Origin of the sequence: Aquilutibacter rugosus, assembly GCF_036541335.1 — a bacterium.
Classification (GTDB): Bacteria; Pseudomonadota; Gammaproteobacteria; order Xanthomonadales; family Xanthomonadaceae; genus Aquilutibacter; species Aquilutibacter rugosus.
Genome location: NZ_JAZHBO010000001.1, coordinates 226,256 through 242,598 on the forward strand (window position 1 = coordinate 226,256; position 16,343 = coordinate 242,598).

The window sequence follows — 16,343 nt, forward strand, 5'->3', positions numbered from 1 at the left end:
GACTTCCGGCACTCGGACTGCTGCCGACACAAGCGCACACTGTGCTAGTGACTTGGCGCCAAGCCTTTATAATGTGCGGCTACCGCCAACCTGTTAAATACGAGACGAAACAATGGATTTTGCCAAGGCCCGCGAACTGATGGTTGAGCAACAAGTACGTCCCTGGGATGTGCTCGATGCCCGCATCCTCCATGTCATGGGGACCTTGCCGCGCGAGGCGTTTATCCCCGCTGCGCAACGTAACCTGGCCTATGCGGATACCGCCCTGCCTCTGGCAGATGGCCGCGTCGCCCACAAGCCCGTGTTCGAAGGCCGCACGCTGCAGAGCGTTCTGGTCCAACCGGACGAATCCGTGCTCGAAATTGGCACCGGCAGCGGCTATGTCACCGCGTGCCTGGCGCGTCTGGGGCAGCAGGTCACTTCGCTCGAAACCAGCGCCACCCTGGCCGCTAATGCGCGCGAACAGATCGCGGCTCAAGGTCTGAGCAATGTCGAAATTCTCGATGGCAATGTCTTCAACCTGACTGCACTCAACGGCCGCCAGTTTGATGTCGTGATCGTTAACGGTGCGATGGCGGAGCTGCCTTCGGACCTGATGTCTGCCTTGAAAGACGGCGGTCGCCTGTTCTACGTACGCGGTGAAGCCCCCGCGATGGAAGCGGTAGTCGTGCAACGCCAAGGCGCCGGCTACAAAACGCAAGTCAAGTTTGAAACCGATATCGCCTATCTCGAGGGCGCTGAGCCCAAGGCAACCTTTAGCATCTGACATCCGTTCGCGGATTCAAGGAACGCAGTTCATGCCATTTGTCCGTATTACCCTCGCCGTTGCCATTGCCACTGCACTTGCACCGCAAGTTGCCGCTGCCGAAGATCTGGTCCAAACCTACCGTCTGGCCCGCGACAGCGATCCGCAGTTTGCCGCCGCCGAGTCGCAACGTGCGGTGACGCAAGAGGGCGTGGTACAGGCTCGCGCTGCCAAGTTGCCGCAAGTCGGCGCCAGCGCCGGCCTGGATTGGCAATACAATCGCGGCACCTCGTCGCAGAGCAGCACCGGCACCAACGGCCAGACAACTCGCATTAAAGGCGACACCACCTCGACCTCGCGTACGTTGAATGCCGGTGTCAACGGCAGCATGGCCCTGTACGACAAGACCCTGGACGCGCAAATCCGTCAGGCGCAAGCACTCACCCGCGCCGAGGATTTTCAGGTCGAAGCGGCCGGCGATGATCTGATCACTCGGACCTCGGCGGCGTACTTTAATACGCTGACGCAGCTCGAGACACTTTCTGCAGCATTGGCCGCCGAATCCGCACTGAAAAAGCAATTCGACTTTGCGAGCAAGCGTCTCGAAGTCGGCTTGGCTCCCATCACCGACGTGCACGAAGCGCGTGCTCAATACGAGAACGCCCGCGCCAATACGATCCTGGCTCGCACCGCTGTTGATGATGCCTATCAGTCGTTGATTGAACTGACCGGCAAGCCGATTACGACTTTGCGCGGTCTGCCCAACAGCTGGAAGCCGTCGATGCCGGACGGTGGCAATGCCGACGCATGGGTGGCCTCAGCCTTGCAGAACAATCCGTCGCTGCTGGCCACCAAATCGCAAATTGATGCAGCCGGTGCCGGTGTTGAAGCCGCACGTGCTGCCAAGTCACCCAAGGTGTCGTTGAGCGGTGGTTTCGGTTATCAGCGCAGCAACGGCCATACCGATTTCGAAGGCGGTGGCGCTTCGTTCCGCAATCCCATCGACAATTCCGGCTGGGGCCCGACGGTGGGCGTCTCGGTGTCGGTGCCGTTGTGGACCTCGGGCCTTAACGAATCACGCGTTCGCGAAGCCCTGGCTCGTCGTGAAGTGGCACTGGACCAGCTCGAAGCGCAACGCCGCGGCCTGACCCGCAACACGATCGGCGCGTACAACCGTCTGTATGCCGGCCTGTCTGAAATCGAAGCACGTCGCCTGGCACTGGTTTCCGCTAATGAAGCGTACGAGGCCTCGCAGGTCGGACTCGAAGTCGGTACTCGCACCGTGCTCGATGTGCTGATGAATCAGCAGAATCTGTTCAATGCGCAGCGCGCATACGCACAGACCAAGTACAACTTCCTGCAAAGCCGGTTGCTGCTGTCGCAAGCAGCAGGCAGCTTGGGTATTGAAGACATCGAGGCCGTGAACCGCTTTTTGACCACGACGGAAACCGTCCGCAAGTAAGAGCGGCGCGCATTTTACATCGCGCTGTTACTGCGCAGCTTTGAGCGGAGGCTTGGGCTTAGGCAACAGGCCGAGCGCGGCCCTGTAATTGAGCAGCAGCGCATTGACCTTATCCAGATAGGCTAGGGTTTCGCGATACGGCGGCACGCCATTGAACTTAGCCACTGCACCGGGGCCTGCGTTGTACGCCGCGATCACGCGAGTCACATCGCCACGATAGCGCTTTGACAGCTGGCTCAAATAGCGCGCACCGCCATCAATTGACTGCGACGGATCCAAGGCATTGGTGACGCCCAGCTCGCGTGCCGTGCCCGGCATCAGCTGCATCACGCCCAATGCACCTTTGGGTGACACGATGCCCGCTACAAACCCGCTCTCGGCATGCGCAACAGCGCGCAGCAGCGCCTCGTCCACTTTGTGTTTTTTAGCCGCAGCTTTAAATTGCGTATTGAAGGCATCGGTGCGCGCCTTACCGACCTGCCCCATGCCGACGTGCGCCGTGGAATCCTTTGGCGTCTCGACCGTAAACCGAGTCAGTAGCGTAAAGCCCTTGGTTTTTCGGGTGGTCAGTGCAGGTTTGCCGTCGACCATGCCTTCGTAGAGATTGCCGTTGATGACGCCCAGGTTGCCGAAGATATTGGTCGGCTTGCCGGCGGTATCGGTGATGGTCTTGGGCTCGCACTTGGCGCCCTTCTCGCGAAAGGTAGCGAGACTGACAGTATTGTCCTTGATGCAGCGGTACACGGTGCGCTGCTGCGCAATCCGCTCCTGCGCGAAGGCCGGACTGAAGCCGACACTGCACAGGGCGGTGACGATCAGCAGTGGCGGCAACAAGTGGTTATGGGATCTCATCGGCCACATTGTACGCAGAATGAGTGAATCGCCGCTGGCTTGCCCATGCGACAATACGGCATGGACATTTTCAAGATTTTTACGCTCGAAGCGGCGCATCGGCTGCCCAACGTGCCCGAGGGCCATAAGTGCGCGCGCCTGCACGGGCATTCGTTTCGCGTCGAGCTGCATTTGAGCGGCGATGTCGATCCGCACAGCGGATGGGTTATGGACTTTGCCGAGGTCAAGCGCCTGTTCAAGCCGACCTATGATCGGCTCGATCATCATTACCTCAATGAGATCCCCGGTCTCGAGAACCCGACCAGCGAAAACTTGGCCCGTTGGATCTTTCAGGAAATGCGTCCGCTGCTGCCTTTGCTGAGCGCAGTTGTGGTCCACGAGACCTGCACGGCCGGTTCAAAATATACTGGCTAGTAGACTAAGTAGTTGATTTCTAACTGTTTTGTGAACCGGTTGGCAGATCTGAACACTCGTTTATTGCATTGCACAATAATCCTTGCTATTGTGCACTGCAACAAGGCGCCTTTCGCCTCTAACTGGAGTGTCAACCATGAACCTGCAATTCAATAACGAACAGTTCTCGGCTGCGACCCGTCAATTCGCTGACACCGCCGCCAAGATCAACACCATCGCCATCGAATCGGCTCAAGCCGTTTTCACTGCTCAGCTCAACGCTGTGCAGGAACGCGCCTCTGCCACCTTTGCCTTCCTGACCGAAGCAGCCCAAGTCCGTGACCTGGAAACTGCCAAGACTCTGTGGCCCAAGGGCGTGCAAGTTGCTCGTGAAAACGTCGAACGCGCTGTTTCGACCACGCAGGAAGTTGCCGAAAAGACCACCAAGGCTGCCGAACAACTGGGCCTGATCGCTAAGGGTCAATTCGAAGACGCCACTGCCAAGGCTGAGCAAGCCGTGCAAAAGGTGACTAAGGCTGTCCGCAAGTAATATTGCGACGTCCTTAAAGGAATCAGAAAGACCACTGCTTCGGCGGTGGTCTTTTTTTTGCGCGCCCTTTAGATCGGCTCGTAGCGGAAATACCGATACGCCGCCGCACCCAGATTGCGCTCAATCGCCTGCAGGTTGTTGTTGAGATCCGGATCGTCGCCACCGGTCTCATTGGCGATCCAGCCCTTGAGCCGAAAGCCGTCCGCTTCGATCGCCCTTGCCGTCGCCCGCGCGCGATGCACGCACCCTAGCCCCATGCCGACCACCAGCAGCACATCACGGATCCCTAGCGCCCTGGCCACATCGGCCTGATCAATCGTCTCTGTGACGGGTGAGAGCCAACCGCCGGCGCCTTCGACCAATACAAGGTCCGAACGTTGCGTCAACGTGTCGAAGGTCTGGCGGATCACGGACACCTCAATCTCGACCCCGGCATCGCGGGCTGCGTATTCGGGTGCAATGGCCGGTGCGAATGCATACGGATTCACGGTGGCGTAGTCGGCATCCACATTAGACGCCTGCATGAGCTGCAGCGCATCGGCATTGCGCAGGACGCCATCAATGCGCTCGGAACCACTGGCGACCGGCTTCATGCCGACGACGCGTTGCGCGGCAGCGAGCTCGCGCAGCAGTTGGACTGTGACATAGGTCTTGCCGACATCGGTATCGGTGCCGGTCACATACAAGTCAGTTCGCATACCTCAAGTTACACTGTGCATCTAGATTGGAGCAAGCATGTTTGAGTCATCCGCCCTGTCGGGCACCAAATCCGAACAATACGATCAACTGCTGCAGCAGGCCCGCGCGCTGATGCACGGCGAGCAGGATCGTATCGCCAATGCGGCGAACCTGTCAGCACTGCTGTTCAACAGCCTCCCCGATTTGAATTGGGCCGGCTTTTACTTCTTTGACGGCACTGAGCTGGTGGTCGGTCCGTTCCAAGGACTGCCGGCTTGCGTGCGCATTCCGCTCAATAAGGGCGTCTGCGGCGCTGCCGCCTCAACTCGCACTACTCAGCGAGTCGAGGATGTGCATGCCTTCCCTGGGCACATTGCCTGCGATAGTGCATCCAATAGCGAGATTGTGATTCCGCTGGTGGCCACTAACGGCACGCTCATTGGTGTGCTGGATATTGACAGTCCCAAGCACGCACGCTTTGATGCCGACGATCAGACCGGACTGGAAGCGATCGCCGCCGCGTTCTGCGCCACGGTCTAAGCGTCTAACAGTGGTTTAGCCGTTTCTGTTGGGAGCTCGCTTGTCAAACAGCGAGTGGATCAGCGATCCGCCGAGCATCGCGGGCACAAACCACAGTGCCTCAGTCGATAGGGTGCCGAGTCCGGCAATTGCCGGGCCAGGGCAATAGCCTGCCAGACCCCAACCGATCCCAAACAGTGCAGCGCCGCCGAGTAGCTTGGCATCGATGTCAGTGCGGTTGGGAATGCGGAACTTGGTATCAAACAGCGGGTGACCCTGCTTTTTGATCAGCGGAAACAGCAAGGCCGAAGTGAGCACGGCACCGCCCAATACAAATGCCAGGGTCGGATCCCAGTTGCCAGTCAAATCCAAAAAGCCGATGATGCGACGAGCATCGATCATGCCGGCCATCGCCAGGCCAATACCGAAGACGGCGCCCGATATCAGCGCTGCCAATAAGCGTGCGGTTCGAAAGTCGCTATTCTTCATGCGGTGACTCCAAAGTAGCGGACCAGAAACACCGTGAGGATGGCGGTGGCCATAAAGGTCAGCACGGCGACCAGCGAGCGCATGGAGAGCCTTCCTAATCCGCACACGCCGTGACCGCTGGTGCAGCCATTGCCCATGCGGGTACCGAAACCGACCAGCAAGCCGGCAACGATCAGTGTGATACGCGGTGCGTCAGTGCGCGGCTGCGCTGCGCCCGGAACCCACGCCATATACGCACCGCCCGCAGCGATCAGACCGAGCAGGAACAGCCATCGCCATGCGGTTTCATTTTTTGCGGGAAACAGCACACCATTGGTGATGCCGCTAATGCCGGCGATGCGGCCGTTGAGCCAAAGCAACAGACTGGCGGACAGGCCAATCAGCACGCCGCCGATGGCGGCCGTGATCCAAACTGAGTTCATTTAGCGGTTCCTAGTACGTTGAGCGGGAAACGGAGATAGCGGATTCCGTTGGCGTCGGCCGGCGGCATTTCGCCCGCACGGATATTGACCTGCAGCGAGGGCAGCATATAGCGTGGCGCCGGCAGAACCTTGTCGCGGGCCGTGCGCATTGCCACGTAGTCCTCTTCCGAGGTGTAGCCCCCAACATGGATGTTGCCTTTGCGTTGCTCGGCCACCGAGCTGCTGATCTGCAGTTCCTGACCGGTTGGCGGGTAATCATGGCAGTGATACAGACGGGTCTCCGCCGGCAGATCAAACAGCTTGTGGATGGACTGATACAGCTTGCGAGCATCACCACCCGGGAAGTCCGCGCGGGCCGTTCCGCTGGCCGGAGAGAACACGGTATCGCCGACAAAGGCTGCATTGCCGATCACATAGGTCAGGCTGTCATCGGTGTGACCCGGCGTGCCAATCGCATAGCCGCTCAACTCGCCGATGGAGAAGGTCTCGCCATCGGTAAACAGGTGATCGAACTGGCTACCGTCGGGCAGAAATTCCGGTTCCAGATTGAACAGCTTGCCGAAGCGCTCCTGCACCCCGGTAATGCCCTGCCCGATGGCCACTTTCGCGCCGGTCTGTTCGCGCAGGACATGTGCTGCGGTCAAGTGATCGGCATGCGCGTGCGTTTCGAGAATCCATTGCACGGTCAATTGGTGTTCTTTAACGAATGCCAGAATGGCATCTGCAGAGCAGGTGGAAAAACGGGCCGTGGCCGCATCGTAGTCGAGTACGGGATCAATGATCGCGGCTGCACCGCCATCGTGATCGTAAACGACATAGGAGAATGTGGAAGTGTCGGTATGCAGGAATGACTGAACAATCGGGTTCATGAGTTTACTGCCCTTGCTATTTATATTTGCTTTTGCTAATGTAGATGTTACTAAATTAATTGTCAAGCGTCACCCAACGCCACCTCGCAACCTCAATGACTAAGAAGCTCTCCAAATCGATTCCCGCCGGATCCTCGGAATTACTGGCCGAACATGCCGGCACGGCAGCCGCTCTGTTAAAGGCACTGGCCCACCCTGCTCGTCTGCTGGTCCTGTGCCAACTGGTGGATGGCGAGCACTCCGTGGGTGAGCTGCAGCCGCTGACCGGTCTGAGCCAATCGGCGCTGTCGCAGCACTTGGCCAAGCTGCGCGAGATGGACCTGGTCTCGACCCGCCGCGATGCGCAAACCATCTTTTATCAAATCACCCCCGGGCCATCGGCCGAGATTCTGCAAATCCTTTATCGCACCTACTGCGCCGAGTGAATTCCATGTCTTTAATGCAACTCCTGTTAGGCGGATTCAGCGGCATCATTGTCGGGTTCATCCTCGGACTCGCCGGTGGCGGCGGCTCGATCCTGGCCGTTCCCTTGCTGCTGTATGTCGTCGGCGTCAAAGATCCGCATCTTGCGATCGGCACGGCCTCGATGGCGGTGGCGGCTAATGCACTCACCGGCATGAGCAATCACGCCCGCAAAGGCAACGTCAAATGGCGCTGCGGCGCGGTGTTCGCTGCAGCCGGCGTGGTCGGTGCAGCGATAGGTTCCTTCTTTGGCAAATCCATCGATGGCCAGCTGCTGCTGGTGCTGTTTGCTGCATTGATGCTGGTTGTCGCTACGCTGATGCTGCGCTCCAGGAGTCAGCAGGGCGATCCCGATGTGATCCTGGCCCGCGCCAATGCACCGCCACTCATCGGCGCCGGCACCGCGACCGGGTTGCTATCGGGCTTCTTCGGTATCGGTGGCGGTTTTCTGGTGGTGCCGGGCCTGATTTCAGCCACCGGCATGCCGATCCTTTTTGCCGTCGGCACTTCGCTCGTGGCCGTTTCCGCGTTCGGACTGACGACTGCGGTGAGCTACGCCAGCTCGGGCTTGCTGTCGTGGCCGCTGGCCATTGCGTTTGCAGTGGGCGGCTTTGCCGGCAGCTGGATCGGTACGCATTCGGCCGGCAAGCTTGCGCAGCGTCGCGGCGCACTCAATGTCACACTGGCAGCACTGATCGTGCTGGTTGCCATTTACATGTTGTACCGCAGTGCATCCGCACTGGGCTGGATCTGATCCGCAACCTTTAAAGGCAGAAATCGCAATGACCTCAAATACTTATGAACCCCTGATCGGCACCGGCGGTCAGCCGAGCCCGCAACACCTTGCCGACCTGATGCAACAGGGTGTCCGCAGCATCATCAATTTGCGCGCAGCCGAGGAGCCCGTCGATTTTGACGAAGCCCAAGCCTGCGCCGACCTGGGCCTGTCGTATCAGAATCTGCCGGTCGCCGGCGGTGATGCAATTGACGCCGCTACCGTGCAGGCATTCTCGCGCCTACTGGCAGATGCCGGCAACAAAGGCACGGTGTTTGTCCACTGCGCTAGCGGCAATCGGGCCGGTGCCATGCTTGCACTGGATCGCATCGGTGCCGGTGGCGACGTCGAAGAAGCCATCGCCTACGGCAAGCAATATGGTTTGGATAGTCTGACGGAACGCGTTCGCGCCATCGCAGCGACACTGCCGCGCTAAGCTAGCGCGGCAATGCCGCGAGATTCTTATTCGACGGTTACCGATTTAGCGAGATTACGCGGCTTGTCCACGTCGGTGCCGACGGCCAGTGCCGTGTGGTACGACAGCAACTGCACCGGAATCGTGTGCACGATGGGCGACAGCACCCCGGTGTGACGCGGAGTGCGAATCACATGCACCTGCTCGGCCTCGCTGAAGTTGCTGTCGAGATCGGCGAATACGAACATTTCACCGCCGCGAGCGCGCACTTCCTGGATATTGGATTTGACCTTTTCCAGCAGCTGATCGTTCGGAGCGATCACGACCACCGGCATGGACTCATCGACCAGGGCCAAGGGGCCATGCTTGAGTTCACCGGCGGGATACGCTTCGGCGTGGATGTACGAGATTTCCTTGAGCTTGAGCGCACCCTCCAGTGCGATCGGATAATGCACGCCGCGACCCAGGAACAGAGCGTTGTGCTTGGGTGCAAACTTTTCGGCCCAGGCAATGATTTGCGGCTCGATGTTCAGCGCATGCTGCACCGAACCCGGCAATGCCCGCAGTTCTTCAAGGTAACCGTGTTCCTGCTCCGCAGTCAGACGGCCCTTGACCTTGGCCAAGGTGCAGGCCAGCGTAAACAGCGCCACCAGTTGCGTGGTGAAGGCCTTGGTCGAGGCCACACCGATTTCGGCGCCGGCACGCGTGTAGTACACAATCTTGGATGCACGCGGAATGGCCGACTCGGGCACGTTGCAGATCGAGAGCGTCTGCTCCATGCCTTGCGACTTGGCGTACTTGAGCGCTTCCATGGTGTCGAGCGTTTCGCCCGACTGCGAGATGGTGACGATCAGTTCTTTCGGGTTGGCAACGATATCGCGGTAACGGTATTCCGAAGCGATCTCGACATCGCAACGGATGCCGGCGATTGATTCGATCCAGTACTTGGCCGTCATACCCGCGTAGTACGAAGTACCGCAAGCCAGAATCTTGACGGCATCAATGGCGTCAAACACTTCGGCAGCTTTATCGCCGAACAGTTCCGGTCCGAAGCCGTTGTTATCGATCACCGCCTCAATGGTGTCACTCACAGCGCGCGGTTGCTCGTGGATTTCCTTTTGCATGAAGTGACGGTACGGGCCGAGTTCGAGCGAAGACAACGACACATCGGAGACATGTTCGGGACGCTCAACGACCTGGTCGTTGCCGTCGAACACGGTGACCTTGTCGCGGGTCACTTCGGCGGTGTCGCCTTCCTCAAGGAATTGGACGCGACGCGTGGCCTGCAGAATTGCGGAGACATCGGAGGCGATAAAGTTCTCGCCCTCGCCCAGACCGATCAGCAAGGGGCATCCTTGGCGTGCGGCAATCAGGCGGTTGGGTTCGTTCTTGCTGATCACGGCAATCGCGAAGGCACCATGCAGTTCCTTGACGGCCGTTTGCACGGCATGCAGCAGATCCAGGCCTTTTTTCTGGTACGAATGCACCAGATGGGCGATGACCTCGGTGTCGGTCTGCGACTCGAACACGTAGCCTTCGGCCTGCAGACGAGCGCGCATTTGTTCGTGATTTTCGATGATGCCGTTGTGCACCAGCGCCAGCTCGCCGAACGAAACGTGCGGGTGCGCGTTGGATTCGGTCACGCCGCCGTGGGTGGCCCAGCGGGTGTGGCCGATTCCCAGTGGCGATTCGAGGTGCTGTTCAGCAGCAGCATTGGCCATCTCGGCAACGCGACCGGTGCGGCGCACGCGTTTGACGTCGTCATGATCAATCACGGCGATACCGGCCGAGTCATAGCCACGGTATTCGAGGCGGCTAAGGCCTTCGACCAGAACGGGAACGATATTGCGATTGGCGATGGCGCCGACGATTCCGCACATGAATTGCGCTTCCTGATAGGTGTTGCGTTAAAGGATCATTCTAGCAAACGGGTCAGGACTTCTTGACCGGTCGCTGCCAGCCCGGCACCGAGGCTTGACGGCCCCGCGCTAGGGTCAGCTGGTCGTTGGGTGCATCTTTGGTAATGGTGGAGCCGGCACCAATGGTGGCTCCGGCGCCAATTGTGACCGGTGCCACCAGCGACGAGTTGGAACCGATAAAGGCATTGTCGCCGATCACGGTCTTGCTCTTGTTGACGCCGTCGTAATTGCAGGTGATGGTGCCGGCGCCGATGTTCACCTTGCGACCGATTTCGGCATCGCCGATATAGGTCAGGTGATTGGCCTTGCTGCCCTCGCCCAGTACGGCGTTCTTGATCTCAACAAAGTTGCCGACGTGCGAGTCGAGCTTGAGCTGTGCGCCCGGACGCAGGCGGGCATACGGTCCGATGGTGGCGCGGCCTTCGACCGTAGCGCCGTCGATATCGCAATGGGCCTGCAGCACGCTGCCGTCGCCGATGTTCGCGTTGCGGATGCGGGTGAACGGTCCGATGCGGACATTGCTGCCGAGGGTGACATTGCCTTCGAAAATGACATCGACATCGACATCGATGTCGGTACCGGCGGTGACCGTGCCGCGAATATCCACGCGCGCGGGATCAGCAAAGCGCACACCCTGACGGCAGAGCTCGCGCACCGCACGACGCTGATACGCACGCTCCAGCTGCGCCAGTTGCCAGGGATCGTTGGCGCCCTCGACTTCGATGGGGTCGTCAACATGCGTGACACCGGCCGCGTTGAACTCAGCATCGGCCTTTGCAAAGATATCGGTAAGGTAGTACTCGCCTTGGGCGTTGTTGTTCTTGAGATCGCTCAGCCAGCGCTTGAGGTCAGCGGCGTTGGCAACCAGAATGCCGGTGTTGATCGTTCTGATCTCGAGCGTGTCTTTGTCCGCATCCTTTTGCTCGACGATGGCGCTGACATGGCCTTGCTCGTTGCGAACCACGCGGCCGTAACCATTCGGATCGGCCAAGTCGGCAACCAGCACTGCGAACGGACGTTCGTTACGCAGCAGTTCCTCGAGGGCGTTGACGGTAATCAGCGGCACGTCGCCGTAGAGCACCAGCACGCGTGCATTATCAGGGACATTGCCGATCACTTGCTGCACGGCATGGCCGGTACCCAGACGTTCTTTCTGTTCGGCCCAGCGCAAATCCTGCTGCTGCGCGATGGCATCAAGGACCTGTTGGCCCTCATGGCCGTAAACCACGTGAATGGCCTCGGCATGCAAAGAGCGGGCGGTATCGATCACATGACCGAGCATGGGCTTGCCGGCGACTTTTTGCAGGACCTTGGGCAAGGTCGATTTCATGCGGGTGCCGGCACCGGCGGCGAGAATCACAACATGCAGGGGTTGCGGCATCGGGAGGTTCCGTATCCATTACACTAATCCCTACCATTCTAGCGGTTCCTTGCCCAATTCCACCCATGAGCCTGCGCCGTCAGACCGTCCTTTATATTTTCGTTGGCGCGATTCAATTTCTGGTCGATTGGGGCGTCATGGTGCTGTTATCCGACCCGCGACTGGGGATTCACGTCGAGTTCGCCAATATCGCGGGCCGCATTGCCGGCGCCACCTTGGGATTTTTTCTCAACGGCAAGTTGACCTTTAAAGCGGATCACACCAAGGTCGGGCGGCGGCAGTTCGCCAAATTCGTGTCGGTGTGGGCGGTGTGCACGGCCGTTTCCACCATGGCCATTCACTATGTCGAGCAACATTACGGTCTGTCCGCAGCGCAATGGTCAAAACCTGCCGTCGAGTTCGGAACCGGCATTTTCGGCTTTCTGCTCTCGCGGCATTGGATCTATCACCGTTAATTGCCGGCGATAGCAGCGCCTTCGTGTGAATTGCTTAGGGCGCTGACTTTCGGCACATGGTGGGCCGCGTATTAGGGGCGGATACTCGAAGGCATCCTCCTCCTTGAGATGTTGCCATGTCCCGTCAAACGTTGACCGCTCGTCCCGCTGCACTGGCTTTGGCCATTGCCCTGACGCTTGGCGCTACTACGGTCGCTCCGTTGTCCGTTGCTCAGGCTGCAACATCGTCTACGGCGACTGCGAGCTCATCGGCCGCTACAGCACCCGCCACTGCACCCGCCTCGCCGGAATGGGTAAAGCGTAGCAACGAATTTGCGCAGATCCTGCTCAAGGCACAGGTGCAGTTCTCCCCCGAGTCGGCGAGCTTCTTCGGCATTCCGGGCTACGACGACAAGGTCTTTGATCTCGGCCCCAATCTCGAGCAGCGGCAAACGCAGGCGCTGGAGCAGGCTATGGCACAGCTCAATAAAAAGCTGCAGGTCGAACGCGATCCGAACGTGCGCCAGGATCTGCAGATCATGATCAATCAGGCCAAGGAAAGCATTGATGGCATCGCCATCAGTCAGCGCAACTTGGTGACCTGGATCGATGTGCCGGGTGCCGTGTTCGGCGGTGTGCAGGGTCTGTTGTCGGATCAGGTGCAGGCCGAGCGACGCCCGTTTGCCTTGACGCGTCTGCAACGCTATCTGGGGCTGGCGCCGGGTTCAACGCCGCTGACGCAGCTCGCCAAGGACCGTTACGCCGAAAGCCTGCAGCGTCCGAATGTGGTCATGCCTTCGAAACTGGAAGTCGAAGATGCATTGGCCAAGACCGATATCTATATCGCGGGCATCGGCAAGCTGTTCGAAAAGTACAAGTTCACCGATGCAGGCCCTGCGCTGGCTGCGCTGAAGACGCAGATGACCGATTACGCGCAATGGACGCGCACGGAGGTGCTGCTGAAGGCACGCCCGGACGCTCGTTTACCCGCCGAGGTCTATGCCTACTCACTCCGTCAGAAGGGCATCGACATCAGCCCGCAGGAACTGATTGCCCGCGCCGAAACGCAGTTCATGGAAACGCGCGCCGCGATGCGTCAGCTGGCGCCGCTGGTGGCCAAGCAGCAGGGTCTGAAGAACATCAAGGATCCGTCCGATTACGTGGCGGTGCTAAAAGCCCTGAAATCCAAGACGATTCCGAACGACAAACTCGAATCGTCGTACCGCACGGTCATCGATCAGATTGATCCGATCATCCGTCGTGAGCGCATCGTCGATGTGCCGCAACGTCCGATGGTGATGCGTCTGGGCTCCGAAGCCGAGTCCGCTGCACAGCCGGCACCGCACTTCCTGCCGGCACCGATGATCGGTAACACCGGTCAGCAGGGACAGTTCGTATTGCCGATGACCGTCAAGGGCGCCGACGGTAAATCACTGGCCTACGATGACTTCAACAATGAATCCGTGCGTTGGACACTGTCCGCTCACGAAGGCCGTCCGGGTCATGAGCTGCAGTTCACACGCATGCTGGAAAAAGGCGTCTCGATGGCCCGTTCCATGTTTGCGTTCAATAGCGTCAATGTCGAAGGCTGGGCTCTCTACGCCGAAGCCGAAATGGTTCCCTATGAGCCGCTCGATGGCCAGCTGTTTGCGCTGCAGTTCCGCCTGATGCGTGCGGCGCGTGCCATCCTAGATCCCATGCTCAATCTCGGTCTGACCGATCGTGCGCGTGCGGGTGAGATTCTGGAGCAGGATGTCGGCCTGTCGCCGGCGATGGCCAAGCAGGAACTTGACCGTTACATGTTCAATTCACCGGGCCAAGCCGGTTCGTACTTCTACGGGTATCAGCGTCTGATGCAGCTGCGCATGGATACCGAGGTCAAGATGGGCCGCAAGTTCGACCGTCTGGGGTTCAACAACTTCATCCTCGACCAGGGCATGTTGCCGCCTGAGTTGCTCAAGCAAGCCGTAGACGAACAGTTCGCGAAGTAAAAATGGGGACGGAGGCAATTAATTTGACTTAACAATTGCTGGCAAAGGGTGAAAGCCGGCGCAACGCGCCGCGGCAACCCTGCCAATTGTTAAGGCAAATTAATTGCCTCCGTCCCCATTTTTAATCTCAGTGCTTCAGCGTTTTGCGCAGGCGCTCGAGAGCGGAGAGCTGCGCCAACGACATGGCAAGCTGAGTCTGGGCCTGTTCCAGCGACATCTTGGGATCGTTGGATGCCAGGATGCGCTCGGCTTCTTCCTTGGCGGCACGTACCGACGCTTCGTCGATATCCTGCGCGCGGATGGCGGTGTCGGCCAGAACGGTCACCACCTCGGGTTGCACCTCTAGGATGCCGCCCGAAATGGCAAAGTCCAGATGTTCGCCGCTCGGCAAGGTCACAACGACCTTGCCGGGCTTGAGACGCGTAATCAGCGGCGCGTGCTTGGGTGCAATACCCAGCTCACCCAAGACGCCCGTTGCCACAACCAGCGTGGCGTCGCCGTGGAAGATTTCTTCTTCGGCGCTAACGATGTCGCAGCGGATCGTGCTCATGGGATCAGGCCGCCGCGTTCATCTTGTTGGCCTTCTCAACGGCTTCTTCGATGCCGCCGACCATGTAGAACGCCTGTTCCGGCAGATGGTCGTATTCGCCATCGACGATGCCCTTGAAGCCACGGATGGTTTCCTTGAGCGAAACGTACTTGCCCGGCGAACCGGTGAACACTTCGGCCACGTGGAACGGCTGCGAGAAGAAGCGTTCGATCTTACGGGCGCGCGAAACGGCCAGCTTGTCGTCTTCAGACAGTTCGTCCATACCCAGGATGGCGATGATGTCCTTGAGTTCCTTGTACTTTTGCAGCGTTTGCTGCACGCGTTGCGCGGTGTCGTAGTGTTCAGCACCGATCACGTTCGGATCCATCTGACGCGAGGTCGAGTCGAGCGGATCGACGGCCGGATAGATACCCAGCGAAGCGATGTTACGCGACAGCGTTACGGTCGAGTCCAAGTGGGCGAAGGTCGTAGCAGGCGACGGGTCGGTCAAGTCGTCGGCGGGAACGTAGACGGCCTGGATCGAGGTGATCGAGCCGGACTTGGTCGAGGTGATGCGTTCCTGCAGAACACCCATTTCTTCGGCCAGAGTCGGCTGATAACCCACGGCGGACGGCATACGGCCCAGCAGAGCCGACACTTCGGTACCGGCCAGCGTGTAGCGGTAGATGTTGTCGACGAACAGCAGCACGTCCTTACCGCGACCGGTAGCGGCGTCCTTTTCGTCACGGAAGTATTCGGCCATGGTCAGACCGGTCAGCGCAACGCGCAGACGGTTACCCGGCGGCTCGTTCATTTGGCCGTAGACCATTGCCACCTTATCAAGGACGTTGGAGTCCTTCATTTCGTGGTAGAAGTCGTTACCTTCACGAGTACGCTCACCCACACCGGCGAACACGGACAGACCGCTGTGCGCCTTGGCGATGTTGTTGATGAGTTCCATCATGTTGACCGTCTTGCCCACGCCGGCGCCGCCGAACAGGCCGACCTTGCCGCCCTTGGCGAACGGGCACATCAGGTCGATCACCTTGATGCCGGTTTCCAGCAGTTCGGTGGTCGAGGCTTGGTCTTCGTACGAAGGAGCCGAACGGTGAATTTCCCAGGTGTCGTTGTGAACGACCGGACCGGCTTCGTCGATCGGGTTGCCCAGCACGTCCATGATGCGACCCAGCGTACCGGCGCCAACCGGCACCGAGATGGCGCGATCGGTGTTGACGGCAACCAGGTTACGCTTCAGACCGTCGGTCGAGCCAAGTGCGATCGCGCGGACCACGCCGTCACCCAGCTGTTGCTGAACTTCGAGCGTGATGGCGGTGCCTTCGACCTTGAGGGCGTCGTACACCTTGGGCACGCTGTCACGAGCGAATTCGACGTCGACCACGGCGCCGATGATTTGGACAATCTTGCCTTGTGCGTTGGCGTTGTTCATGTCTTAAGTTC

19 protein-coding genes are annotated in these 16,343 nt (G+C 59.3%); 10 read left to right on the forward strand and 9 right to left on the reverse strand.

The genetic code is table 11. The annotated features are described in order from the left end of the window. Positions 1–112: 112 nt before the first annotated feature. Together V3390_RS01090 and V3390_RS01095 are read left to right on the forward strand one after the other, a co-directional pair. Positions 113–766: a protein-L-isoaspartate O-methyltransferase family protein gene (locus V3390_RS01090; protein ID WP_331702990.1), complete on the forward strand. Its 654-nt coding sequence runs from the start codon at positions 113–115 to the stop codon at positions 764–766. Between the two features lie 31 nt (positions 767–797). Further along, entirely contained in the window at positions 798–2,207 is a 1,410-nt protein-coding gene (locus V3390_RS01095; RefSeq protein WP_331702991.1) for a TolC family outer membrane protein, read from the forward strand. 27 nt (positions 2,208–2,234) lie between these two features. Here the strand turns inward: V3390_RS01095 and V3390_RS01100 are convergent, their stop codons facing one another. Next, on the reverse strand, positions 2,235–3,059 hold the full coding sequence (locus tag V3390_RS01100; protein ID WP_331702992.1) for a lytic transglycosylase domain-containing protein: 825 nt from the start codon (positions 3,057–3,059) through the stop codon (positions 2,235–2,237). Positions 3,060–3,119: 60 nt separating this feature from the next. Here V3390_RS01100 and queD point away from each other — a divergent pair, with 60 nt between their 5' ends. Next, the gene (gene queD, locus V3390_RS01105) at positions 3,120–3,473 is read left to right on the forward strand and encodes a 6-carboxytetrahydropterin synthase QueD (RefSeq protein ID WP_331702993.1); all 354 of its coding nucleotides are present in this window, start codon (positions 3,120–3,122) and stop codon (positions 3,471–3,473) included. A 136-nt stretch (positions 3,474–3,609) separates the two neighbouring features. After that, positions 3,610–4,002 (forward strand): phasin family protein, encoded by a 393-nt coding sequence (locus tag V3390_RS01110; protein ID WP_331702994.1) that lies wholly within the window; start codon positions 3,610–3,612, stop codon positions 4,000–4,002. 68 nt (positions 4,003–4,070) lie between these two features. Here V3390_RS01110 and bioD read toward each other — a convergent pair whose 3' ends face one another. Beyond that, the gene (gene bioD / locus V3390_RS01115) at positions 4,071–4,700 is read right to left on the reverse strand and encodes a dethiobiotin synthase (RefSeq protein ID WP_331702995.1); all 630 of its coding nucleotides are present in this window, start codon (positions 4,698–4,700) and stop codon (positions 4,071–4,073) included. Positions 4,701–4,737: 37 nt separating this feature from the next. Here bioD and V3390_RS01120 point away from each other — a divergent pair, with 37 nt between their 5' ends. Then, on the forward strand, positions 4,738–5,220 hold the full coding sequence (locus V3390_RS01120) for a GAF domain-containing protein (protein WP_331702997.1): 483 nt from the start codon (positions 4,738–4,740) through the stop codon (positions 5,218–5,220). Between the two features lie 15 nt (positions 5,221–5,235). Here V3390_RS01120 and V3390_RS01125 read toward each other — a convergent pair whose 3' ends face one another. Genes V3390_RS01125 through V3390_RS01135 form a run of 3 tightly spaced genes read right to left on the reverse strand, consistent with a single transcriptional unit; the run spans position 5,236 to position 6,979 of the window. Further along, positions 5,236–5,688, reverse strand: a complete 453-nt coding sequence (locus tag V3390_RS01125) for a DUF6691 family protein (RefSeq protein ID WP_331702999.1) — start codon at positions 5,686–5,688, stop codon at positions 5,236–5,238. Beyond that, on the reverse strand, positions 5,685–6,110 hold the full coding sequence (locus V3390_RS01130) for a YeeE/YedE family protein (RefSeq protein WP_331703000.1): 426 nt from the start codon (positions 6,108–6,110) through the stop codon (positions 5,685–5,687). Before V3390_RS01130 ends, V3390_RS01125 begins: the two co-directional genes overlap by 4 nt. Then, on the reverse strand, positions 6,107–6,979 hold the full coding sequence (locus V3390_RS01135) for an MBL fold metallo-hydrolase (protein WP_331703002.1): 873 nt from the start codon (positions 6,977–6,979) through the stop codon (positions 6,107–6,109). Before V3390_RS01135 ends, V3390_RS01130 begins: the two co-directional genes overlap by 4 nt. Before the next feature lie 95 nt (positions 6,980–7,074). Here V3390_RS01135 and V3390_RS01140 point away from each other — a divergent pair, with 95 nt between their 5' ends. The 3 genes from V3390_RS01140 to V3390_RS01150 are packed head-to-tail and all read left to right on the forward strand — an operon-like array spanning position 7,075 to position 8,652. Beyond that, positions 7,075–7,404: an ArsR/SmtB family transcription factor gene (locus tag V3390_RS01140; RefSeq protein WP_331689804.1), complete on the forward strand. Its 330-nt coding sequence runs from the start codon at positions 7,075–7,077 to the stop codon at positions 7,402–7,404. A gap of 5 nt (positions 7,405–7,409) precedes the next feature. After that, entirely contained in the window at positions 7,410–8,195 is a 786-nt protein-coding gene (locus V3390_RS01145; RefSeq protein WP_331703003.1) for a sulfite exporter TauE/SafE family protein, read from the forward strand. Between the two features lie 28 nt (positions 8,196–8,223). After that, a complete protein-coding gene (locus tag V3390_RS01150) occupies positions 8,224–8,652 on the forward strand; it encodes a protein tyrosine phosphatase family protein (RefSeq protein WP_331703004.1) in 429 nt (142 codons plus the stop codon). A 26-nt stretch (positions 8,653–8,678) separates the two neighbouring features. Here the strand turns inward: V3390_RS01150 and glmS are convergent, their stop codons facing one another. Then, complete coding sequence (gene glmS / locus V3390_RS01155; RefSeq protein ID WP_331703005.1) at positions 8,679–10,511, reverse strand: glutamine--fructose-6-phosphate transaminase (isomerizing); 1,833 nt, start codon at positions 10,509–10,511, stop codon at positions 8,679–8,681. 52 nt (positions 10,512–10,563) lie between these two features. Beyond that, positions 10,564–11,931 (reverse strand): bifunctional UDP-N-acetylglucosamine diphosphorylase/glucosamine-1-phosphate N-acetyltransferase GlmU, encoded by a 1,368-nt coding sequence (gene glmU / locus V3390_RS01160; protein ID WP_331703006.1) that lies wholly within the window; start codon positions 11,929–11,931, stop codon positions 10,564–10,566. A gap of 65 nt (positions 11,932–11,996) precedes the next feature. Between glmU and V3390_RS01165 the strand changes: the two genes are divergently transcribed. Beyond that, positions 11,997–12,386, forward strand: coding sequence for a GtrA family protein (locus V3390_RS01165; protein ID WP_331689799.1), 390 nt, complete (start codon positions 11,997–11,999; stop codon positions 12,384–12,386). Between the two features lie 116 nt (positions 12,387–12,502). Beyond that, positions 12,503–14,356, forward strand: a complete 1,854-nt coding sequence (locus V3390_RS01170) for a DUF885 domain-containing protein (RefSeq protein WP_331703007.1) — start codon at positions 12,503–12,505, stop codon at positions 14,354–14,356. A gap of 127 nt (positions 14,357–14,483) precedes the next feature. On the opposite strand, the gene V3390_RS01175 is transcribed toward V3390_RS01170, so the two are convergent. Together V3390_RS01175 and atpD are read right to left on the reverse strand one after the other, a co-directional pair. After that, positions 14,484–14,906 (reverse strand): F0F1 ATP synthase subunit epsilon, encoded by a 423-nt coding sequence (locus V3390_RS01175; protein WP_331703008.1) that lies wholly within the window; start codon positions 14,904–14,906, stop codon positions 14,484–14,486. A gap of 4 nt (positions 14,907–14,910) precedes the next feature. Next, the gene (atpD, locus tag V3390_RS01180) at positions 14,911–16,332 is read right to left on the reverse strand and encodes a F0F1 ATP synthase subunit beta (protein WP_331689796.1); all 1,422 of its coding nucleotides are present in this window, start codon (positions 16,330–16,332) and stop codon (positions 14,911–14,913) included. Positions 16,333–16,343: the final 11 nt, after the last annotated feature.

Coding starts and splice junctions, on each gene's coding strand:
- V3390_RS01090 (WP_331702990.1), top strand. CDS start 113: ATGGATTTTGCCAAGGCCCGCGAACTGATGGTTGAGCAACAAGTACGT.
- V3390_RS01150 (WP_331703004.1), top strand. CDS start 8,224: ATGACCTCAAATACTTATGAACCCCTGATCGGCACCGGCGGTCAGCCG.
- V3390_RS01120 (WP_331702997.1), top strand. CDS start 4,738: ATGTTTGAGTCATCCGCCCTGTCGGGCACCAAATCCGAACAATACGAT.
- V3390_RS01145 (WP_331703003.1), top strand. CDS start 7,410: ATGTCTTTAATGCAACTCCTGTTAGGCGGATTCAGCGGCATCATTGTC.
- bioD (WP_331702995.1), bottom strand. CDS start 4,700: ATGCGAACTGACTTGTATGTGACCGGCACCGATACCGATGTCGGCAAG.
- atpD (WP_331689796.1), bottom strand. CDS start 16,332: ATGAACAACGCCAACGCACAAGGCAAGATTGTCCAAATCATCGGCGCC.
- V3390_RS01125 (WP_331702999.1), bottom strand. CDS start 5,688: ATGAAGAATAGCGACTTTCGAACCGCACGCTTATTGGCAGCGCTGATA.
- V3390_RS01170 (WP_331703007.1), top strand. CDS start 12,503: ATGTCCCGTCAAACGTTGACCGCTCGTCCCGCTGCACTGGCTTTGGCC.
- glmU (WP_331703006.1), bottom strand. CDS start 11,931: ATGCCGCAACCCCTGCATGTTGTGATTCTCGCCGCCGGTGCCGGCACC.
- V3390_RS01110 (WP_331702994.1), top strand. CDS start 3,610: ATGAACCTGCAATTCAATAACGAACAGTTCTCGGCTGCGACCCGTCAA.
- V3390_RS01130 (WP_331703000.1), bottom strand. CDS start 6,110: ATGAACTCAGTTTGGATCACGGCCGCCATCGGCGGCGTGCTGATTGGC.
- V3390_RS01095 (WP_331702991.1), top strand. CDS start 798: ATGCCATTTGTCCGTATTACCCTCGCCGTTGCCATTGCCACTGCACTT.
- V3390_RS01165 (WP_331689799.1), top strand. CDS start 11,997: ATGAGCCTGCGCCGTCAGACCGTCCTTTATATTTTCGTTGGCGCGATT.
- queD (WP_331702993.1), top strand. CDS start 3,120: ATGGACATTTTCAAGATTTTTACGCTCGAAGCGGCGCATCGGCTGCCC.
- V3390_RS01100 (WP_331702992.1), bottom strand. CDS start 3,059: ATGAGATCCCATAACCACTTGTTGCCGCCACTGCTGATCGTCACCGCC.
- V3390_RS01140 (WP_331689804.1), top strand. CDS start 7,075: ATGACTAAGAAGCTCTCCAAATCGATTCCCGCCGGATCCTCGGAATTA.
- glmS (WP_331703005.1), bottom strand. CDS start 10,511: ATGTGCGGAATCGTCGGCGCCATCGCCAATCGCAATATCGTTCCCGTT.
- V3390_RS01175 (WP_331703008.1), bottom strand. CDS start 14,906: ATGAGCACGATCCGCTGCGACATCGTTAGCGCCGAAGAAGAAATCTTC.
- V3390_RS01135 (WP_331703002.1), bottom strand. CDS start 6,979: ATGAACCCGATTGTTCAGTCATTCCTGCATACCGACACTTCCACATTC.